Source organism: Roseovarius sp., assembly GCF_048262375.1.
Lineage (GTDB): Bacteria > Pseudomonadota > Alphaproteobacteria > Rhodobacterales > Rhodobacteraceae > Roseovarius.
Window position 1 is genome coordinate 123577 of sequence record NZ_JBLXFE010000005.1, and the last position, 17249, is coordinate 140825.

Here is a 17249-nt window from a genome sequence, read left to right on the forward strand (position 1 = left end):
GCAATATCGGGGCGACGGCGGAAACCTGCACGCCATCTCATGCCAAAATGGCAAAAACACGCCCGAAACCGCAGTGCCCGGCTCTGTGATCAGCAGGCCCCCCGGTTCTGGTGTATGATGGCGCGACAGCAAAGGAGAACCGCATGCACACTCCCAATGGCGACAGTCACCGCGCCAGCAACCGCGACCTCAACAGATACGACACCCGGCGCCCCGATGCCGGGGCCACCACACGCGGCGGGCTAACCGGGCTTTTAGCTCTGGTGGTCCTGATGGGCGGTCTGGTGGCGTTCAGCATGCTGCGCCCCTCGCTCATCGGCCAGAGCGCCCCATCCGCCGATGATACAGCCCCGCAGAGCGTCATCGACGGCGCGGCCTCGGGCCAAACCCCAGCGACCCCCGTCGAGTGATCCGGGGCGAATACTCCCCGCTCAATCGAGCGAGGTCACCCAGAGGATCGTCGCATCCTCGGGGCTGACCGAAATCACATTGTGACCCATGGTCGCGTCATAATAGGCGCTGTCGCCCCGGCGCATTTCGATGGGCTCATAGAACTCGGTATAGAGCCGCACCACCCCGGTCAGCACATAAAGAAATTCTTCGCCGTCATGGCGCACCCAGCCGCCGAATTCCTCGACCGTGCGGGCGCGAATGCGCGACCGGTAGGGCATCATGCGCTTCTGGCGCAGGGTATCGGCCAAAAGGTCATGCTCATAGGTGGTGGTCGCCTTGGGCGTGCCCTCACCGGCCTTTGTCACCGCCATGCGCCCGTTGATCCGGTCGCGCGACGGCGGGGTAAAGAGCTGCGGCACCGAGATTTCCAGCCCCAGTGCCAGCTTCTTGAGCGCCTCATAGGTGGGCGACATCTGGCCATTCTCGATCTTGGACAGGGTCGAACGGGCCAGCCCGGCCTGCTTGGCCGCCTGCTCCAGCGTCCAGCCGCGCGCCTTGCGAAGACCACGCACCCGCACTCCGAGATCCAGAGGTTCGGGCGCGGCATCAACGCCGGTCTCGCGCGTGACGCGCAGCAGGGGGTGCAGGGCTTGATCAGTCATTGACCAAAGCTATAAGCAGGCGCAGAGCCACTTGCAACCGCCGCGCGGCCCGCCTAAGCCACCCCTATGAACGCTATATTCGATCAGGGGCCAAGCGCCCCCTGCCCCACCCCTTTCAACCTTGCGGCCCATGTTCTGGGCCGGGCCGGGTCGCAGCCCGACAAGATCGCGCTGGCGGTTCTGGGCCTGAGCAAAGCCGAACGCTGGAGCTATGGACGCCTGCTCGCGGCCGTGCGTGGCACCGGCACAGGTTTGTTGCGCGCAGGTGCTGTCCCCGGCGACCGGGTGCTGATGCGGCTGGGCAATACGGTTGAGTTTCCTATTGCCTATCTGGGCGCGATCGCCGTGGGCCTCGTGCCCATTCCCACCTCAAGCCAATTGACCGAACCCGAGGTGGCGGGCATCCTCAAGACCACCCAACCGGCCCTGATCCTGCGCGCGGCGGACGTGGCCTGTCCCGAAACCGATATTCCCATGCTGGAGGAATCCGCCCTTGAGGCGATGCGCGATCTGCCGCCCGCACCCTGGGATATGGGCGATCCGGACCGCCCCGCCTATATCATCTATACCTCAGGCACCTCGGGCATTCCACGCGCGGTGCTGCATGCGCATCGCGCCATCTGGGCGCGGCAGATGATGTTTGACGGCTGGTATGGCCTGACCTCCGAGGACCGGCTCTGCCACGCGGGCGCGTTCAACTGGACCTTCACCCTTGGCACCGGTCTCATGGACCCTTGGACCATGGGGGCGACCGCGCTTATTCCGGCCCCCGGCATCAGCGCCGAACAACTGCCCCTATTGCTCAAACGCCATGACGCTACGATCTTTGCAGCAGCCCCCGGCGTTTATCGCAAGATTGTCACGCCCGGTCAGCGCCTCGCCCTGCCGCATCTGCGTCACGGGCTTGCGGCGGGCGAAAAACTCTCCGAGACCATCCGCCAGCATTGGCAAGAGGCAACCGGCACGCCGATCTATGAGGCTTACGGCATGTCCGAATGCTCGACCTTCATTTCCGGCAGCCCGGACCATCCTGCGGCCCCCGGCACGCTCGGTCGGCCTCAGGCCGGGCGCCGCGTGGCCATCATGGGGGCCACAGGCCCGGTGCCACTTGGCACCGAGGGCACCATCGCCGTGCATAAATCCGATCCCGGCCTGATGCTGGGCTATCTCGGGGCCCCCGAGGCGACCGCCCAGAAATTCAACGGCGACTGGTTCCTGACCGGCGATCAGGGCATGATGGACGATGCGGGCCATATCACCTATCTGGGGCGCGCCGACGACATGATGAACGCTGGCGGCTACCGCGTCTCTCCGATGGAGGTCGAGACGGCGCTGAGCGCCCATCCCGGCATCACCAGCGTCGCCGTCACCGATATCGAGGTGAAAGAGGATGCGCGCGTCATCATGGCATTCTATACTGGCCCCGAAACCCTCGACCCCACCGCCCTCGACACCTTCGCTCGGGCGCGGCTTGCGGGGTACAAAGCCCCACGCGGCTTTTTCCACGTCGCGGCCCTGCCCACAGGGGCCAATGGCAAAATCCTGCGCCGCGCCCTGCGGCCGATCTATGAGGACCTTCATGGTCAAGCTTGACATCATTTCCGATCCGATCTGCCCGTGGTGCTACATCGGCAAAACATTGCTTGATCAGGCTCTGGCACAGCGCCCTGATCACCCGTTCAAGATCGAATGGCACCCCTACCAACTCAACCCCGACATGCCCGCAGGCGGGATGGACCGCCGTGAGTACCTCGAGACCAAGTTTGGCGGAAAAGAAGGCGCAATTCGCGCCTATGCCCCGGTTCTGGAACGCGCCGAGGCCGCCGGGCTGACGATTGATTTTGCGGCGATCAAGCGCACCCCCAACACGCTCGATGCGCATCGCCTGTTGCATTGGGCCGGGATCGAGGATTGTCAGGATCGCATGGCAATGGCGCTGTTCCGGGCCTATTTCAACGAAGGTCGCGACATTGGCGATCCCGAGGTTCTGGCCGATCTCGCCGATAGCCTCAGCCTTGATGGTGCGATGATCCAGCGGTTGTTGACCACCGAGGCCGACCGCGAAGAGATCCGCACCCGCGACGCGCAATTCCGCCAGATGGGGATTTCCGGCGTGCCGACCTTTATCGTCGGCGGGCAACATGCGGTGCCGGGCTGTCAGCCCGCCGCGATGTGGGTCAAGGTCATCGACGAATTGACAGCCACGGCAAGCTGATCCGATGAACCGCGCCAAGGCTCTTACCCTTTTGGCAATGGTCGCCCTTATCATCACCGGCGGTACGGTGTTTTTTCATCTGATCGAAGGATGGTCTTGGCTCGACAGTTATTTCTTTACTGTCGTCACCCTCTCGACAGTGGGCTACGGCAATTTCGTCCCCGCCACCGCCGCAGGCAAGATCGGCACCACGATCTTTATCATGATCGGTCTTGGTATCTTTGCCGTGGCGATCCAGCAATTCGGCTCTTTTGCCGTGCGCAAACGCGAAGAACACACCGAATGGCTGGTGGCCCGTCTGGGTCACCGCCACGATCCGCCAAATCCCGAGCATAGCGCCGCCGATCCGCAGTCCGCCAACCGAGACACCCCGCCGCAATAGCCCCCGGCGTCACGCGCTGCGCATAAATGCCCTAGCCCGACACCACGCGCGCCGCGCGCTGCGCCAGTCGCCGCTCACGCCAGAACGTATAGATCCCCGAAACGATGATGATCGCCGCGCCCGCCAGCGTCCAGACGTCCGGGCGCTCGTCAAACAGCGTCACCCCGATAATGAGCGCGAAAACCAGCCGTGAATAGCGAAACGGCGTGATCACCGCCACCTCGCCCAGCCGCATCGCCGCCACGATGGCGTAATAGGCCGACACCCCGCACAAGAGCGCCAGCACCAGATCCCGCCAGTTCATCGCGGTGGGCCAGACAGGCGCGCCATGAAACGCCAGCAGGATCGCCCCCGTCGGCACCAGCGTGGCAAAGGCATAGGTCGAGAGCTGCATCGACGAGATCGTGCGCGGCACCGCCCGCGTCGCCAGATCGCGCGCGGCCAGACCAAAGACCGCCAGCACCGCGAAAAGCGACGCAGGTTCGAATCCCGCCATCCCCGGGCGGATCACCATCAGGACACCGGAAAAACCCACAAGGATCGCCGCCCAACGCCGCCAGCCCACGGCCTCCCCCAGGAACAGCGCCGCCCCCAAAGTGACCGCCAGAGGTGTAGCTTGCAGAATGGCCGAGGCCGAGGACAACGGGGTGAGCGCAATCGCCGTGACAAATCCCATCGTGCCAAGCAACTCGCCGAAATTGCGCAGGATCACCGGCCGCGATACCAGATCCCGCGACCAGAGCCTGCGGCCCTGCGCCCGCGTGATCCCCCCAAAGACAAGCGCGCCCCCCAACCCCAGCAGGATGATGATCTGCCCCACGGGCAAACTGTCCGCCAGCCGCTTGATGAACATATCCTCCAGCGCGAAACCGCCCATCGAGAGGGTCATCAGAATACTGCCGCGCAGATTTTCCATCCAGAGGGCTTTCTTGCCAAAGTTTCTTATGAGTGAAATCGCGTCATAGCCCGAATCATCCGCCTGAAAAAGCGGCTGGTCTATGACAGCACGACATGGCCGCTATTCTTGGCCTTATGCTCGGGTTCCACATGGATGGTCACCCGCGCTTCGGGCAAGGCCTGCATCAGCGCCGCCTCGATCCGGTCGCACAGATCATGCGCTGCCTCAACCGATGTGGCACCCGGCACCACCAGATGAAAGTCGATAAAGATCACAGGGCCCGCATGCCGCGTGCGCAGGTCATGCGCCTGCAAGGCGGCATCCGCGCTTGCCACGTCGCTGATCACCTGCCGGATCGTGGCCAACTCGACCTCAGACACCGCCTCATCCATCAGCCCGCTCAACGAGTTCTTGATCAGCACCGATCCAGACCAAAGGATGTTGAACGCCACCAGCACCGCCATCGCCGGATCAAGCCAGAGCCAGCCAGTGGCCAGCGCCAGCCCAACCCCGATCAGCACACCGACCGACGACACCACATCCGTCATCAGATGCTTGCCATCCGCCACCAGCGCGGGCGAACGATAGCTGCGCCCGTTGCGGATAAGGATCACCGCCCAGCCCGCATTGATCAGGCTCGCACCGATGTTGATCGCCATGCCAAGAAATGGCGCGTCCATGACCCGTGGGCTCAAAAATCCGTCATAGGCCTCGCGCAGGATAAACAGGGCTGCAATCACGATCAGCACGCCTTCGAGCACCGCCGAAAAGAATTCCGCCTTGTGGTGACCATAAGGGTGATTGTCATCCGCAGGACGCCGCGCCAACCGCAGCGCCGCGATCACAGCCAGTGCGGTGGCGACGTTCACCAGACTTTCCAAGGCGTCAGACATCAACGCCAAAGACCCCGTCACCCCCCAAGCCAAAGCCTTGAGCGCCAGCACGATGAGTCCCACGATCACGCTGCCGATGGCGAGCCGCATCACCCGCACAGAGACCGCCCCCGGCTCACTCACCGGATTTCAACGGCACGCCGTAGAGTTCGAGCCGATGCCCGATCAGACGATAGCCCAGCTTTTCCGCAATCTTGTCCTGAAGCGCCTCGATCTCGGGGTCGACGAATTCGATCACCTCGCCCGAGTTCATGTCAATCAGATGATCGTGATGATCGCGCTCGGCATCTTCATAGCGCGCACGCCCGTCCCCAAACTCCAGCTTGTCGAGAATGCCCGCCTCTTCGAACAGCTTGACGGTGCGGTAAACCGTGGCAATCGAAATGCGCGGATCACGCCCCGACGCGCGGGCATAGAGCTCTTCCACATCCGGGTGATCGTCCGAGCCTTCCAGCACCGAGGCAATAGTCCGGCGCTGATCGGTCATGCGCAGCCCCTTGGCTTCGCAGCGTTCGGTAATAGTATCGCTCATGGGTGGCCTCGTCTGGTCTTGCGGCAGTGCCATAACGGCAGGCGGCGGCACTGGCCAGCCCTTTTGCCATTCTTCGGGGACGCTCAATGCGGTGCTGTACGCGAGAATAGCTGAATGACAATGATCCCCGCAAGGATCATGCCCGTGCCGATGATCGCCGGCAGATCCAGCTTTTGACCAAAGATCACATAGCCGATACAGGCGATGAACACGATCCCCAGCCCCGACCAGATCGCATAAACCACGCCGACCGGCATCACCTTGAGCGTTTGCGCCAGCAGGAAAAAGCTGATGCCATAGGCCACGACAACCAGAACCGAAGGCCACAGCCGGGTGAATTGCTGACTCGCCTGCAGGGCCGTTGTGCCTGCGGTTTCGGCCATAATGGCAAGGAATAGGATCAGATAGACCTGTGGGATCATGGCGCGCTCTCTGGTCTTTGGCAATTGATCCCAGACTTATGCGAGGGCACGCGCGGCGTCCACCGCGAAAGGGCAGACTGGCCTTGAGCAGTATCGCTTACGCCACGCACCGGAACCAACGCCACGCACCGCGCCGCTCAGGATCAATCTCGGGTCCAATCCAATCCCGTCACACGCTGCTTGTCAGCGCCCCCGCCCCGCCCCATATTCCAACTATGTTGAAATTTACCCCGATCCTGCTCGCCCTGCTTTATGCGCTCGCCATGTACCGTTTCTCGGTCTGGCGCACCACGCGCGAGCTTGACACGCAATCAACCGAACTGGCCGACCCCCGGCTCAGGGCGATGACAGACCGTCTTGCGCGCGCGCTCGATCTTCCGCGTGTCCGGGTGCACATCTACGAAATCGACCCGGTCAACGGTCTTGCCGCTCCGGACGGGCGCATTTTCATCACCCGTGGTTTCTATCGCAAGTTCCAGACCGGCGAGGTCACTGCCGAGGAAATGGCCTCTGTCATCGCGCATGAGTTGGGCCATGTCGCCTTGGGCCATTCCCGCCGCAGGATGATTGACTTTTCCGGGCAGAACGCCCTGCGCACCGCCCTTGCGATGGTCATATCGCGGTTTCTGCCAGGTGTCGGCGTCTGGATAGCCAATGCCCTCACCACGCTTCTGGCCGCCCGGTTGTCACGCGGCGACGAATATGAGGCCGACGCCTATGCCGCCGCCCTCTTGACCAAGGCGGGTATCGGCACCGACCCGCAAAAATCGCTGTTCAAAAAACTTGAGGCGCTGACCAATGGCGCAGGCGGCACGATGCCCGCGTGGCTGCTGAGCCACCCCAAAACCGCCGAGCGTATCGCCGCCATCCAGAAACTTGAGGATCGCTGGCAGCACCGCACGGTGACCTGAGCGCCCTCCGGTTTCAAAGCTGCGTCCCCCTCGGGCGCTGTCCGGGCGGCGGGCGTGCGCTTGCTTACAAAATCAGCGTACACAGCTTACAAACCTTACCACACCCTTTGCCCTAAAATTTTTGATCAAATTATCTTGGCAAACCCCCCGACGCCGGGCTAGGCTGTCACAAATCACGATCAGGACCCTATTGAAATGGACCTCACACAGTTCCAGACCTTCCGCGTGGCCGCGTGCGACCTCAATGGACGCATGCGTGGCAAGCGCCTGCCGGTCGCCCATGCCGACAAACTCTCTACAGGCAGCGTCCGCATGCCACTTTCCTCGCTAAATCTTGATATTTTCGGGGCAGACATCGAAAACTCACCCTTGGTGTTTGATAGCGGCGATATCGACGGGGTGCTTTACCCCACCGACCGCGGGCCGGTGCCCCTGCCATGGCTTGAGGTGCCACAAGGCCTTGTGCCGATGGTCATGCACCACGAAGACGGCACCCCCTTTGCCGGCGATCCCCGTCACGCCCTCGTCACCGTGCTCGATCGCTACACCGCACGCGGCTGGCATGTTGAGGCAGCAACCGAGCTCGAGTTCACCTTGGTGGACGGAAAAGGCAATACACTCAAGAACATACGCGATCCGCGCAGTGGCCGCAGAATGAAAGCGCCGGGTATTCTCTCTCTCGGGCAAATGGATGCGTTCGACGGATTCCTCAGCGCACTCTACGAGGCTGGTTTAAAAATGGGCCTTCCGGTCGAGACCGCCGTCAGTGAGGCCGGCATCGGCCAGTTCGAATTGACCCTGCATCACCAGAACGCCCTGCGCGCGGCCGATGACACTTGGCTTTTCAAAACACTTATCAAGGGCTTGGCCCGACAGAACGGTTATGTCGCCACCTTCATGGCCAAACCATTCGAGGACGATACCGGCAATGGCATGCATATGCATTTCTCGGTGATGGACGCCGAAGGCGCCAATGTTTTCAACGACGGCAGCGGCGCAGGCACAGACATTCTGCGCGCAGCGGTGGCGGGATGCCTTGCCGCAATGCCGCCTTCGACCCTGATTTTTGCACCTCACGCCAACAGTTATGCAAGGCTGGTGCCCGGCGCCCATGCGCCCACCGGCGCGGGCTGGGGCTATGAAAACCGCACCGCTGCGGTCCGCATTCCCGGAGGACCGCCCGCCGCGCGCCGGATTGAGCACCGCGTTGCAGGGGGCGATATCAATCCCTATCTCAGCTTTGCTGCCATCCTCGGGGCGGCCATCACCGGCATTGAAGAGGGCATGATCCCGCCCCCCCCCATCAGTGGCAACGCCTATGAGGTGGAAATGCCACAGCTTGCCTCGGATTGGGGCACGGCGATCGACTGGTTCGAGAGCGATCCGCTGATTGCCAAAATTTTTCACCCCGATCTGATCCGCAATCTGGTGATGACCAAGCGTCAGGAACTGGCGTATATGTCTCCTATCCCCAAAGAAGACCACTGGAAGACCTATCTCGAAACGGTGTAGCCTGAACACGCAGCCCCACCTTAATTTGATCAAATCAAGAGAGCGCCATGAAAATCGGCATCCTGAAAACCGGCCACGCTCCCGATATCGTCCTCGACGAATTGGGAGATTACGAAGTGATGTTCGCGCAATTGCTGGACGGGCACGGCTTTGAATTTGAACATTACGACGTTGTCGATGAAGACTTCCCTACCGGACCGGACGCTGCCGACGGCTGGCTCATCACCGGCTCCAGACATGGGGCCTATGAGGATCACCCCTGGATCCCCCGGTTAGAGCAACTGATCCGCGACATTTACGCCACGGGGCGGCCTCTGGTCGGCGTCTGCTTCGGACATCAGATCATCGCGCAGGCTTTGGGCGGCAAGGTCGAGAAATTCAGCGGTGGCTGGCAGGTGGGCGTCACCGAGTATGACATCGAAGGGCAGCGCCTGCCGCTCAACGCGTGGCATCAGGATCAGGTGACACACCTGCCCGAAGGCGCCAAAGTCGTGGGAACCAGTGCATTTTGTGACAATGCCGCCTTGGTCTATGGCGACAGCATTTACACAATCCAGCCTCATCCCGAGTTCGCCGCAACCATGGTGGACCGTCTTCTTCATCACCGCGCCCCCGGCGTGGTGCCCCCCGATCTGATTGAACAGGCGGCAGCCAAACTGGACCAGCCCACAGCCAACGCAATCATTGCCGCCCGCATGGCGGAGTTTTTCAAACGAGGTGCCAGCCATGGCCGATCTGACTGAACTTACCAGCTCTCTGCCCGTCGCTGCGCAGAATTATCTTGAGGATCGTCGCCTCGACGAGGTGGAGTGCATAATCTCCGATTTGCCCGGCATCGCGCGCGGCAAGGCGGTGCCGGCAACGAAATTTGCACGGCAAAAATACTTTCACCTGCCGGATTCGATCTTCTTTCAGACCATCACCGGCGACTGGGGCGAAGCCGCAGGTGACGGCGGGTTCATTGAACGCGACATGATCCTGCGTCCCGACATGTCCACCGCCACCGCTGCCCCCTGGACAGCCGATTGGACGCTTCAGGTCATTCACGACGCCTTTGACCGTGAGGGGGCGCCAATCCCCTTCTCGCCGCGCAACGTGTTGCGCCGGGTGGTCGAGATGTATCATGCCCGTGGGATGAAACCGGTGGTCGCGCCGGAAATGGAATTCTTCCTTGTGGCGCGCAACATCGACCCCGCCCAGGAAATCAAGCCGATGATGGGCCGCTCCGGCCGCCCCGCCGCCGCGCGTCAGGCCTATTCGATGACCGCCGTGGACGAATTCGGCCCGGTGATCGACGACATCTACGATTTTGCCGAGGCCCAAGGCTTTGAAATTGATGGCATCACCCAAGAGGGCGGTGCCGGACAGTTGGAAATCAACCTGCGTCATGGCGATCCGATCAAACTGGCGGATGAGGTGTTCTATTTCAAGCGGTTGATCCGCGAGGCAGCGCTGCGTCACGATTGTTTTGCCACCTTCATGGCAAAACCCATTGAGGACGAGCCAGGCAGTGCCATGCACATTCACCACTCAATCCTAGACATCGAGACAGGTCGCAACATCTTTTCCGGGCCGCAGGGCGGTGAAACCGACGCCTTTTTCCACTTTATCGGTGGCTTGCAGAAACACCTGCCTTCGGCAATCGCCGTGCTTGCCCCTTATGTCAATTCCTACCGCCGCTACGTCAAGGATCATGCCGCGCCCATCAACCTCGCTTGGGGGCGGGACAACCGCACCACGGGTATTCGCGTGCCGCTCTCGGGCCCGGATGCGCGACGGGTGGAAAACCGCATGGCGGGCATGGATTGCAACCCTTATCTCGGCATCGCCGCCAGCCTTGCCTGTGGTCTTCTGGGCATCATCAACGAGGACTGGCCCGAGAAACAGTTCAAGGGCGACGCCTATTCCGGCGAGCCGGACATTCCCAACGTCATGGGCGATGCGCTTGACATGTTCGAAGAAGCCAAGGCGCTGCATGACATCCTCGGACCCGAATTCGCCCGCGTCTACGCCATCGTGAAACGCACCGAATACGAGGAATTCCTCCAAGTGATCAGCCCGTGGGAGCGTGAGCATCTTCTCCTCAACGTCTAAGCTGCGAGGCACGGGCGCAAGAGTGAGTATTTGCAGCAAGAAGAAACCATGAACCTGCTCTATTCCAATGACCGGCGCGGCGCGTATCCGGCAAGCTGGTACGCCGAGACCACGCCCCCCTTGCCCCGCTTCGCACCATTGCGCGGGCAGACGCGCGCGGATGTCTGCGTGGTCGGCGCGGGCTATACCGGCCTCTCGGCGGCGCTGCATCTGGCGGAGGCCGGTCTTGAGGTGGTGCTGCTTGAGGCGCAGCGCGTGGGCTTTGGCGCTTCGGGGCGCAATGGCGGGCAATTGGGCAGCGGACAGCGGATGGAACAGACCGCGCTCGAGCGGCTGGTGGGCACGGATGATGCCGCGCATCTGTGGCGGCTGGCGGAAGAGGCAAAGGATCTGGTCAAGTCGCTGGTGGCGCGCCATGGCATCGACTGTTACCTCAAACCGGGCGTGGCGCATGCCTGTTTCTCCGCGCGGGAAATGGCAGCAGAGCATGCGTATGCCGATCATCTGGCCAATCGCTATGGCTATGATCAGATCGAAAAGCTGGATGCCGAGGGCTTTGCAACGCTCTGCCCCTCGCCCGCCTATCACGGCGGCACGCTGGATATGGGGGCCGCGCATCTGCATCCTCTGGCCTATGCGCTTGGCCTTGCGCGCGCGGCGGCGGCGGCGGGGGTGCGCATCCATGAGGGATCAGCGGTGCATCACATCACGCGGGGGGCATCGGTGCGCGTGGCAACCGATGCAGGCGCGGTGACGGCAGATCATCTGATCCTTGCCTGCAACGGCTATCTCGGCGACCTTGAGCGGAGCGTCGCGGCGCGCGTCATGCCGATCAACAATTTCATTGTCGCAACAGAGCCTTTGGGCGATGCGGCAGCCCGCGTATTGGCGCAGGATGTGGCAGTGGCAGATACAAAATTCGTGGTGAACTACTTTCGCCTCAGCCATGATCAACGTCTGCTTTTTGGGGGCGGTGAGAGCTATGGCTATCGCTTTCCCAAGGACATCCGCGCCACGGTGCGCAAGCCGATGCTCGAAATATTTCCCCATCTGCGCGACGTAAAGCTCGATTATGCGTGGGGCGGCACCTTGGCCATCACCATGCGACGCATGCCCTATCTCGCACGGGCTGCCCCCAACATCCTGTCGGCGTCGGGCTATTCCGGTCATGGCGTGGGCACGGCGACCCATGCCGGACGGCTCATGGCAGAGGCGGTGCGCGGTCAAGCGGCCGGATTTGACTGCATGGCGCGGGTCCCTGCCCCATCCTTTCCCGGAGGCACGGCGTTGCGCAGCCCGCTTTTGGCTCTGGCGATGACGTGGTTTTCGTTGCGGGATCGGCTGGGCCTCTGAACCCCAAGATCGATGCGGAATTTTGCCCCGCCACCCAAAGGCTGTGGGGTTTTCTTTGACAAACTGTCACAATTCGGGCCTATATGTTTCGGAAAACCGAAGGCCAACTTCAGGAAACCCGAAAACATGGCGCTTACTCCCAATGTCTATGACGCGGAACCCATCCCCGAGGCCGCCTGCGCAGAAATCGATCGAATGCTGCAATCGGGCGATCTGTTTCGCTACACCGCACCAGAGAACGCCCCCGTGACCCTGCTCGAGCGCGAGTTTGCCGATCTTCTGGGCTCGAAATATGCGCTTGCGGTGTCGTCCTGCTCGGCTGCGCTATTTCTGTCGCTCAAGGCGCTTGGCCTGCCGCGCGATGCGCGCGTGCTCATCCCCGGATTTACCTTTGCCGCTGTGCCCTCTTCGGTCATTCACGCCGATTGCCTGCCGGTGCTTTGCGAAGTGGGCGAAAATTACCGCATTGATCTTGCGGATTTCGTGACCCGGCTGGACGATGTGCAGGCGGTCATTATCAGTCATATGCGCGGCCATACCTCGGATATGGATGCCATTATGGCGCTCTGCGATGCACGCGGCATTCCGGTGATCGAAGATGCCGCGCATTCGCTCGGCACCACTTGGAACGGGCGTAACATCGGCACAATCGGGCGGATCGGCTGCTTTAGCTTTCAGTCCTACAAGCTGGTCAATGCCGGAGAAGGTGGGATCATGGTCAGCGACGATGCGGACCTGATTGCCCGCGCGGTCATCATGTCCGGCGCATATGAGCATAACTGGGCCAAACACCTGAGCGCGCCCGACACAGCACTCGAGGCCGCCTTTGCGCGCGTCCAGAACCAACTGCCACTCTACAATCTGCGCCTGAACAACCTGTCAGCCGCGATCATCCGCCCGCAACTGCCCGAAGTTGCGCGACGGGTGCGGAACGGGCGCGCCAATCACGATTATGTCGCAGCGCGCCTCAACACCTCTCCTTGGATGCAGGTGCCGGACAAGCTGGCACCAGAAGAGCGCGCACCGGATTCCATCCAGTTCAATCTGGTGGGACTGAACGATGAGGATACCCGCGCCTTTGCTGATGCAGCCGCCGCACGCGGCGTCAAGGTGCAGATATTTGGCCTGAGCACCGACAATGCGCGCGCCTTTTGGAACTGGCAATTTCTGCCGGGCGCCACGCCCGAACTGCCCAAAACCCGGTCCATGCTGATGCGCGCCTGCGATACCCGCCTGCCAGCACGGTTAACCCGCCCCGATCTCGATCTGATCGCTGAGGCATTGCTTCAGGCCGCCGACGAGGTAATGGGATCACGCCGCGCCTACGGAACCTGATCTACAGTAAAAAAAGGGCTGGCTGCGTCGCTTGCAGCCAGCCCTGACAGCATTGATGTTGAAGGCTTATTCTGCCTTGCCTGCTTCGATCGAAATGCGAACTTCGACTTCGTCGCTGACATAGGGGGCGGCCATACCTACCCCGAAGTCGGTGCGGCTGAGCGTGGTGGTGGCGTTGAAGCCGAGCCATGGACGATTCTCCATCGGGTGGGAGTCGGCCTTTTGATTCAGCACCGTGTCGAGCACCACCGATTTGGTAATCCCGTTCATGGTCAGGTCCCCGGTGATGAGCGCGGTGTTTTCGCCAGTCACCTCGATGCTGGTCGAGGTAAAGGTGACCATGTCACCCTCTTTCGCGCCGAAAAGTTCCTCGGACATGAAATGCGCCTCGCGCTTTTCCCAGCCGGTGAACATCGACATCAACGGCATCGACACCGCGACCGAAGAGGCGGCGGGGTCTTCGGCGTCAAACATGATCTCGCCGTCAAAACCAGCGAACATGCCGTAAGTCGTGGAAAATCCCAAGTGGTTGTAGGAAAACACAACTTGGCTGTGGCCGGAATCCAGCGCGTACTTTTCGGGTGCGGCAACTGCACCCGTCGCGGTAAAGGCAAGCGCGGCGGCCAGCAGGGCATTCTTCATTAGAAACCTCCAGAGGGTAAAATGTGACTTACCTGGCGACATTTGGCGCTTCGGGTTGAAATCACAATCCTCTAGTTTCAAACATCTTCTGTGGATTGGCGAACATCTGCCGGTTGTGCCCAGCATTCAAGCGGGGAAACCCAAGGCGCGCCGCAAGGCACGCGCCGTCGCCCGATCCTCAATCTTCAGTGCGACGATCTGACGGCCGCAGGCATCGCGTGCGGTAAGGACCCGGTCTCGCATGGACAGTTCGGTCAAAGAATCCAGATCATGCACCGAGACAGTCGCGTCACGTCCTCCTTCGATCGGGGCTATCACATGCAACCGTCTGTTTCTCACATCCACCTGAATTTCAGGCCCTGTTTGCTCAGGACGACCACGGCTGAGACACATCAGGCCGCTAAAAAGAAGGGTCACGGAAAACAAAAGTTTGATCATCATCATCGCCGAGTCCTGTCCCCCCGCAGAGACCAACCACAGCCCCAGGGACGAACAGATCAGCGCGCTTCCGCAGAGCACCAGCGTACCCCGACCAATATCAAATTCCGCTATCCCAACCTGTTGATCTGCTGCGGTCTCATGATAGTTAAACGGTGCATCAGTGAACTCACGCTCAAAATCTGGCAGGGCGACCATAGTCATTATCCTTCTCACCTCGAACACCACGAAACTGCCCGTCAAAAACGCCCAGATTGCGGCAGGCCCAAGGCAATCTGCAGACCGGATCAATGCGGCTTGCGCCGCCCCCCCGGTCGATGTATACGCGCCCAATCTTTCGCAATCGTTATGAACCGCGCAGTCTCTCGTGGATGGGCAGCGAAGGATTTAGAGCCCGTCCTATGAAATGCGCCTTGATAGAAATGGAGTGAACATGCCGCTTTATGAGCATGTGATGATCGCGCGTCAGGACTTGTCCAGCGCGCAAGCCGAAGGCCTTATCGAACATTTTGGTGCCGTGCTGACCGACAATGGTGGCACACTCGTCGAGCACGAGTATTGGGGCGTCAAGACAATGGCCTACAAGATCAACAAGAACCGCAAAGGCCATTATGCCTTTCTCAAGACCGATGCGCCGTCGAGCGCGGTCCAAGAGATGGAACGCCTGATGCGTCTGCATGATGACGTCATGCGCGTTCTGACGATCAAGGTTGACGCCCACGAAGAAGGTCCGTCCGTCCAGATGCAAAAGCGCGATGAGCGCAGTGATCGTGGCGACCGCGGAGACCGGGGTGATCGTGGGGATCGGGCTGACCGCGGCGAACGCCGCGAGCGTCGCTGATCCGTCACCTGAGAAAAGGAATATAAATCATGGCTACAAAACCGTTCTTCCGCCGCCGCAAGGTGTGTCCCTTCTCGGGCGACAGCGCGCCCAAGATCGACTATAAGGACACGCGCCTGCTCCAGCGTTACATTTCCGAGCGTGGCAAGATTGTGCCGTCGCGTATCACCGCCGTTTCGGCCAAGAAGCAGCGTGAGCTGGCCCGTGCAATCAAGCGCGCCCGCTTTCTCGCCCTTCTGCCCTATGCCGTGAAATAAGGAGACCTCCGATGCAAGTGATCCTTCTTGAACGCGTGGCCAAGCTTGGTCAGATGGGCGACGTCGTCGACGTCAAGCCCGGTTTCGCGCGCAACTATCTGCTGCCGCAAGGCAAGGCGCTGTCGGCCTCGGAAAAGAACATTTCCGATTTCGCCAGCCGCAAGGCCCAACTTGAGGCGCAAAACCTCGAGACCCGCAAAGAAGCCGAAGCGATGTCCGAAAAGCTGAACGGCCAACAGTTCATCGTCATCCGTCAGGCGTCTGACAGTGGCGCGCTCTATGGCTCGGTTAGCACCCGTGATGCGGCTGAGGCCGCCACCGAAAACGGCTTTACCGTCGAGCGCAAGCAGGTTGCCCTGACCCGCCCGATCAAGGACCTCGGCCTGCATGACGTTCTCGTCACGCTGCACCCCGAAGTCGTGGCAACGATCCAGTTGAACGTTGCACGCTCTGTCGAGGAAGCAGCCCTTCAAGCCTCTGGCAAGAGCATCCAGGATGCCGCAGCCGAGGCCGATCAGGCTGCCGACTTCGAAATCGCTGAGCTGTTCGACGACATCGGCGGCGCAGCTTCGGACGAGGATTATGACGACGCGTCACGCTCGGACCGCGAAAACAGCTAACCCATTTGGTTTGCATCAGGGCCGTCCGCGCAATGCGGGCGGCCATTTTTCGCGACAGTCGCCATGAAAATTTCCATCATAGATTGTCAAACACGAATTATTTTAGTTATAGTGCCGTGGCTGCTCTTGTATGTAGGCCACTTGAATGGATCTGATTGATCTCAGCACGATCCCTGATGCGGATGACCGATTTGTCCGCTTCCTTGATGGCGTATGTCAGACGCTGGAATTCGATCACGCCTCTTATGCCACGTTTAATCCCATTTCCGGCGCGGTCCAAGGCTTTGCCAATTACAGCACCGATTGGGTGACCCATTACATGACGGGCGGCTTGCACCGCATCGACCCGACAATTCATGTGAGTCGCAAGGCAATCGCCCCAGTGGACTGGGACAGGCTTGAACGGACGCCCCATTTTAAAACGGTCTTTGCCAAAGCCTCGGATTTTCGAATGTCAGAGCGCGGTCTCACTATCCCGGTTCGCGGGCCATATGGGGATATTGGCATATTCAGCGTTACTCGAAATTGCGGGGATAGCCAGTGGCTGGCGCTTCGCAAGCATGTGATTGGCAATCTTCAGATGGCCGCCGTGCACATGCACGACAATGTGATGAGCTCTAATCTAGCGATGTCCGCCCTGCGCCTGCCATCCCTCTCGCAGCGCGAGCGGGAAATCCTGCAATGGGTGGCCGAGGGCAAATCGCAACAGGATATCGGAGATATCTTGGCGATCTCGCATCGCACGGTTGAGGTGCACCTGCGCTCAGTACGCAGCAAACTGGGTGCGCTCACCACGCCGCAGGCCATTGGGCGTGCGGTCGGCCTTGGCATCGTAAAGCCTAGCTGAAC

Annotated in this window: 21 protein-coding genes; 14 read left to right on the plus strand and 7 right to left on the minus strand. The window is 60.9% G+C overall.

Translation table 11 applies throughout. The features are described 5' to 3' along the window. Nucleotides 1-143: 143 nt before the first annotated feature. Complete coding sequence (locus ACN0SW_RS07590) at nucleotides 144-410, plus strand: hypothetical protein (protein ID WP_417727311.1); 267 nt, start codon at nucleotides 144-146, stop codon at nucleotides 408-410. Between the two features lie 21 nt (nucleotides 411-431). On the opposite strand, the gene ACN0SW_RS07595 is transcribed toward ACN0SW_RS07590, so the two are convergent. After that, on the minus strand, nucleotides 432-1055 hold the full coding sequence (locus tag ACN0SW_RS07595) for a helix-turn-helix domain-containing protein (protein ID WP_417727312.1): 624 nt from the start codon (nucleotides 1053-1055) through the stop codon (nucleotides 432-434). Between the two features lie 66 nt (nucleotides 1056-1121). Here ACN0SW_RS07595 and ACN0SW_RS07600 point away from each other — a divergent pair, with 66 nt between their 5' ends. Genes ACN0SW_RS07600 through ACN0SW_RS07610 form a run of 3 tightly spaced genes read left to right on the plus strand, consistent with a single transcriptional unit; the run spans nucleotide 1122 to nucleotide 3652 of the window. After that, a complete protein-coding gene (locus ACN0SW_RS07600; protein WP_417727313.1) occupies nucleotides 1122-2648 on the plus strand; it encodes a class I adenylate-forming enzyme family protein in 1527 nt (508 codons plus the stop codon). Then, nucleotides 2635-3270: a DsbA family oxidoreductase gene (locus tag ACN0SW_RS07605; RefSeq protein WP_417727314.1), complete on the plus strand. Its 636-nt coding sequence runs from the start codon at nucleotides 2635-2637 to the stop codon at nucleotides 3268-3270. Before ACN0SW_RS07600 ends, ACN0SW_RS07605 begins: the two co-directional genes overlap by 14 nt. 4 nt (nucleotides 3271-3274) lie before the next feature. Further along, a complete protein-coding gene (locus ACN0SW_RS07610) occupies nucleotides 3275-3652 on the plus strand; it encodes a potassium channel family protein (protein WP_417727315.1) in 378 nt (125 codons plus the stop codon). A gap of 31 nt (nucleotides 3653-3683) precedes the next feature. Here ACN0SW_RS07610 and ACN0SW_RS07615 read toward each other — a convergent pair whose 3' ends face one another. From ACN0SW_RS07615 to ACN0SW_RS07630, 4 genes are all read right to left on the minus strand, one after another. Next, nucleotides 3684-4568 (minus strand): DMT family transporter, encoded by an 885-nt coding sequence (locus ACN0SW_RS07615; RefSeq protein WP_417727316.1) that lies wholly within the window; start codon nucleotides 4566-4568, stop codon nucleotides 3684-3686. 80 nt (nucleotides 4569-4648) lie between these two features. Then, on the minus strand, nucleotides 4649-5533 hold the full coding sequence (locus tag ACN0SW_RS07620) for a cation diffusion facilitator family transporter (RefSeq protein WP_417727437.1): 885 nt from the start codon (nucleotides 5531-5533) through the stop codon (nucleotides 4649-4651). 25 nt (nucleotides 5534-5558) lie between these two features. Continuing rightward, a complete protein-coding gene (locus ACN0SW_RS07625; RefSeq protein ID WP_417727317.1) occupies nucleotides 5559-5975 on the minus strand; it encodes a Fur family transcriptional regulator in 417 nt (138 codons plus the stop codon). Between the two features lie 83 nt (nucleotides 5976-6058). Beyond that, complete coding sequence (locus ACN0SW_RS07630) at nucleotides 6059-6397, minus strand: SMR family transporter (RefSeq protein WP_417727318.1); 339 nt, start codon at nucleotides 6395-6397, stop codon at nucleotides 6059-6061. A 215-nt stretch (nucleotides 6398-6612) separates the two neighbouring features. Here ACN0SW_RS07630 and ACN0SW_RS07635 point away from each other — a divergent pair, with 215 nt between their 5' ends. The 6 genes from ACN0SW_RS07635 (at nucleotide 6613) to ACN0SW_RS07660 (ending at nucleotide 13602) form a co-directional block, all read left to right on the plus strand. Beyond that, nucleotides 6613-7308: a M48 family metallopeptidase gene (locus ACN0SW_RS07635; RefSeq protein WP_417727319.1), complete on the plus strand. Its 696-nt coding sequence runs from the start codon at nucleotides 6613-6615 to the stop codon at nucleotides 7306-7308. Nucleotides 7309-7503: 195 nt separating this feature from the next. Beyond that, the gene (locus tag ACN0SW_RS07640) at nucleotides 7504-8820 is read left to right on the plus strand and encodes a glutamine synthetase family protein (RefSeq protein WP_417727320.1); all 1317 of its coding nucleotides are present in this window, start codon (nucleotides 7504-7506) and stop codon (nucleotides 8818-8820) included. A gap of 47 nt (nucleotides 8821-8867) precedes the next feature. Beyond that, the gene (locus ACN0SW_RS07645) at nucleotides 8868-9563 is read left to right on the plus strand and encodes a type 1 glutamine amidotransferase (RefSeq protein WP_417727321.1); all 696 of its coding nucleotides are present in this window, start codon (nucleotides 8868-8870) and stop codon (nucleotides 9561-9563) included. Continuing rightward, entirely contained in the window at nucleotides 9547-10914 is a 1368-nt protein-coding gene (locus ACN0SW_RS07650; RefSeq protein WP_417727322.1) for a glutamine synthetase family protein, read from the plus strand. Before ACN0SW_RS07645 ends, ACN0SW_RS07650 begins: the two co-directional genes overlap by 17 nt. Nucleotides 10915-10962: 48 nt before the next feature. After that, a complete protein-coding gene (locus ACN0SW_RS07655) occupies nucleotides 10963-12267 on the plus strand; it encodes an NAD(P)/FAD-dependent oxidoreductase (protein ID WP_417727323.1) in 1305 nt (434 codons plus the stop codon). Between the two features lie 126 nt (nucleotides 12268-12393). Then, on the plus strand, nucleotides 12394-13602 hold the full coding sequence (locus tag ACN0SW_RS07660) for a DegT/DnrJ/EryC1/StrS family aminotransferase (RefSeq protein WP_417727324.1): 1209 nt from the start codon (nucleotides 12394-12396) through the stop codon (nucleotides 13600-13602). A gap of 66 nt (nucleotides 13603-13668) precedes the next feature. Here the strand turns inward: ACN0SW_RS07660 and ACN0SW_RS07665 are convergent, their stop codons facing one another. Together ACN0SW_RS07665 and ACN0SW_RS07670 are read right to left on the minus strand one after the other, a co-directional pair. Further along, nucleotides 13669-14244, minus strand: a complete 576-nt coding sequence (locus ACN0SW_RS07665; protein WP_417727325.1) for a YceI family protein — start codon at nucleotides 14242-14244, stop codon at nucleotides 13669-13671. A 126-nt stretch (nucleotides 14245-14370) separates the two neighbouring features. Then, on the minus strand, nucleotides 14371-14886 hold the full coding sequence (locus tag ACN0SW_RS07670; RefSeq protein ID WP_417727326.1) for a hypothetical protein: 516 nt from the start codon (nucleotides 14884-14886) through the stop codon (nucleotides 14371-14373). A gap of 229 nt (nucleotides 14887-15115) precedes the next feature. Here ACN0SW_RS07670 and rpsF point away from each other — a divergent pair, with 229 nt between their 5' ends. From rpsF to ACN0SW_RS07690, 4 genes are all read left to right on the plus strand, one after another. Further along, nucleotides 15116-15523 carry a 30S ribosomal protein S6 gene (gene rpsF, locus ACN0SW_RS07675; protein ID WP_417727327.1) on the plus strand — a complete coding sequence of 136 codons (408 nt, stop codon included), beginning with the start codon at nucleotides 15116-15118 and terminating at the stop codon, nucleotides 15521-15523. Between the two features lie 29 nt (nucleotides 15524-15552). Continuing rightward, on the plus strand, nucleotides 15553-15780 hold the full coding sequence (gene rpsR, locus ACN0SW_RS07680; RefSeq protein WP_008282293.1) for a 30S ribosomal protein S18: 228 nt from the start codon (nucleotides 15553-15555) through the stop codon (nucleotides 15778-15780). 11 nt (nucleotides 15781-15791) lie between these two features. Further along, nucleotides 15792-16400, plus strand: coding sequence for a 50S ribosomal protein L9 (rplI, locus tag ACN0SW_RS07685; RefSeq protein WP_417727328.1), 609 nt, complete (start codon nucleotides 15792-15794; stop codon nucleotides 16398-16400). A 145-nt stretch (nucleotides 16401-16545) separates the two neighbouring features. After that, the gene (locus ACN0SW_RS07690; RefSeq protein WP_417727329.1) at nucleotides 16546-17247 is read left to right on the plus strand and encodes an autoinducer binding domain-containing protein; all 702 of its coding nucleotides are present in this window, start codon (nucleotides 16546-16548) and stop codon (nucleotides 17245-17247) included. Nucleotides 17248-17249 lie beyond the last annotated feature (2 nt).

Bases quoted from the DNA above. Each gene is read 5' to 3' on its own strand.
- ACN0SW_RS07625 (WP_417727317.1), bottom strand. From the start codon at position 5,975: ATGAGCGATACTATTACCGAACGCTGCGAAGCCAAGGGGCTGCGCATG.
- ACN0SW_RS07655 (WP_417727323.1), top strand. From the start codon at position 10,963: ATGAACCTGCTCTATTCCAATGACCGGCGCGGCGCGTATCCGGCAAGC.
- ACN0SW_RS07665 (WP_417727325.1), bottom strand. From the start codon at position 14,244: ATGAAGAATGCCCTGCTGGCCGCCGCGCTTGCCTTTACCGCGACGGGT.
- rplI (WP_417727328.1), top strand. From the start codon at position 15,792: ATGCAAGTGATCCTTCTTGAACGCGTGGCCAAGCTTGGTCAGATGGGC.
- ACN0SW_RS07590 (WP_417727311.1), top strand. From the start codon at position 144: ATGCACACTCCCAATGGCGACAGTCACCGCGCCAGCAACCGCGACCTC.
- ACN0SW_RS07605 (WP_417727314.1), top strand. From the start codon at position 2,635: ATGGTCAAGCTTGACATCATTTCCGATCCGATCTGCCCGTGGTGCTAC.
- ACN0SW_RS07650 (WP_417727322.1), top strand. From the start codon at position 9,547: ATGGCCGATCTGACTGAACTTACCAGCTCTCTGCCCGTCGCTGCGCAG.
- ACN0SW_RS07615 (WP_417727316.1), bottom strand. From the start codon at position 4,568: ATGGAAAATCTGCGCGGCAGTATTCTGATGACCCTCTCGATGGGCGGT.
- ACN0SW_RS07635 (WP_417727319.1), top strand. From the start codon at position 6,613: ATGTTGAAATTTACCCCGATCCTGCTCGCCCTGCTTTATGCGCTCGCC.
- rpsF (WP_417727327.1), top strand. From the start codon at position 15,116: ATGCCGCTTTATGAGCATGTGATGATCGCGCGTCAGGACTTGTCCAGC.
- ACN0SW_RS07630 (WP_417727318.1), bottom strand. From the start codon at position 6,397: ATGATCCCACAGGTCTATCTGATCCTATTCCTTGCCATTATGGCCGAA.
- ACN0SW_RS07670 (WP_417727326.1), bottom strand. From the start codon at position 14,886: ATGACTATGGTCGCCCTGCCAGATTTTGAGCGTGAGTTCACTGATGCA.
- ACN0SW_RS07645 (WP_417727321.1), top strand. From the start codon at position 8,868: ATGAAAATCGGCATCCTGAAAACCGGCCACGCTCCCGATATCGTCCTC.
- ACN0SW_RS07620 (WP_417727437.1), bottom strand. From the start codon at position 5,533: ATGCGGCTCGCCATCGGCAGCGTGATCGTGGGACTCATCGTGCTGGCG.
- ACN0SW_RS07690 (WP_417727329.1), top strand. From the start codon at position 16,546: ATGGATCTGATTGATCTCAGCACGATCCCTGATGCGGATGACCGATTT.
- ACN0SW_RS07610 (WP_417727315.1), top strand. From the start codon at position 3,275: ATGAACCGCGCCAAGGCTCTTACCCTTTTGGCAATGGTCGCCCTTATC.
- ACN0SW_RS07640 (WP_417727320.1), top strand. From the start codon at position 7,504: ATGGACCTCACACAGTTCCAGACCTTCCGCGTGGCCGCGTGCGACCTC.
- ACN0SW_RS07600 (WP_417727313.1), top strand. From the start codon at position 1,122: ATGAACGCTATATTCGATCAGGGGCCAAGCGCCCCCTGCCCCACCCCT.
- rpsR (WP_008282293.1), top strand. From the start codon at position 15,553: ATGGCTACAAAACCGTTCTTCCGCCGCCGCAAGGTGTGTCCCTTCTCG.
- ACN0SW_RS07660 (WP_417727324.1), top strand. From the start codon at position 12,394: ATGGCGCTTACTCCCAATGTCTATGACGCGGAACCCATCCCCGAGGCC.
- ACN0SW_RS07595 (WP_417727312.1), bottom strand. From the start codon at position 1,055: ATGACTGATCAAGCCCTGCACCCCCTGCTGCGCGTCACGCGCGAGACC.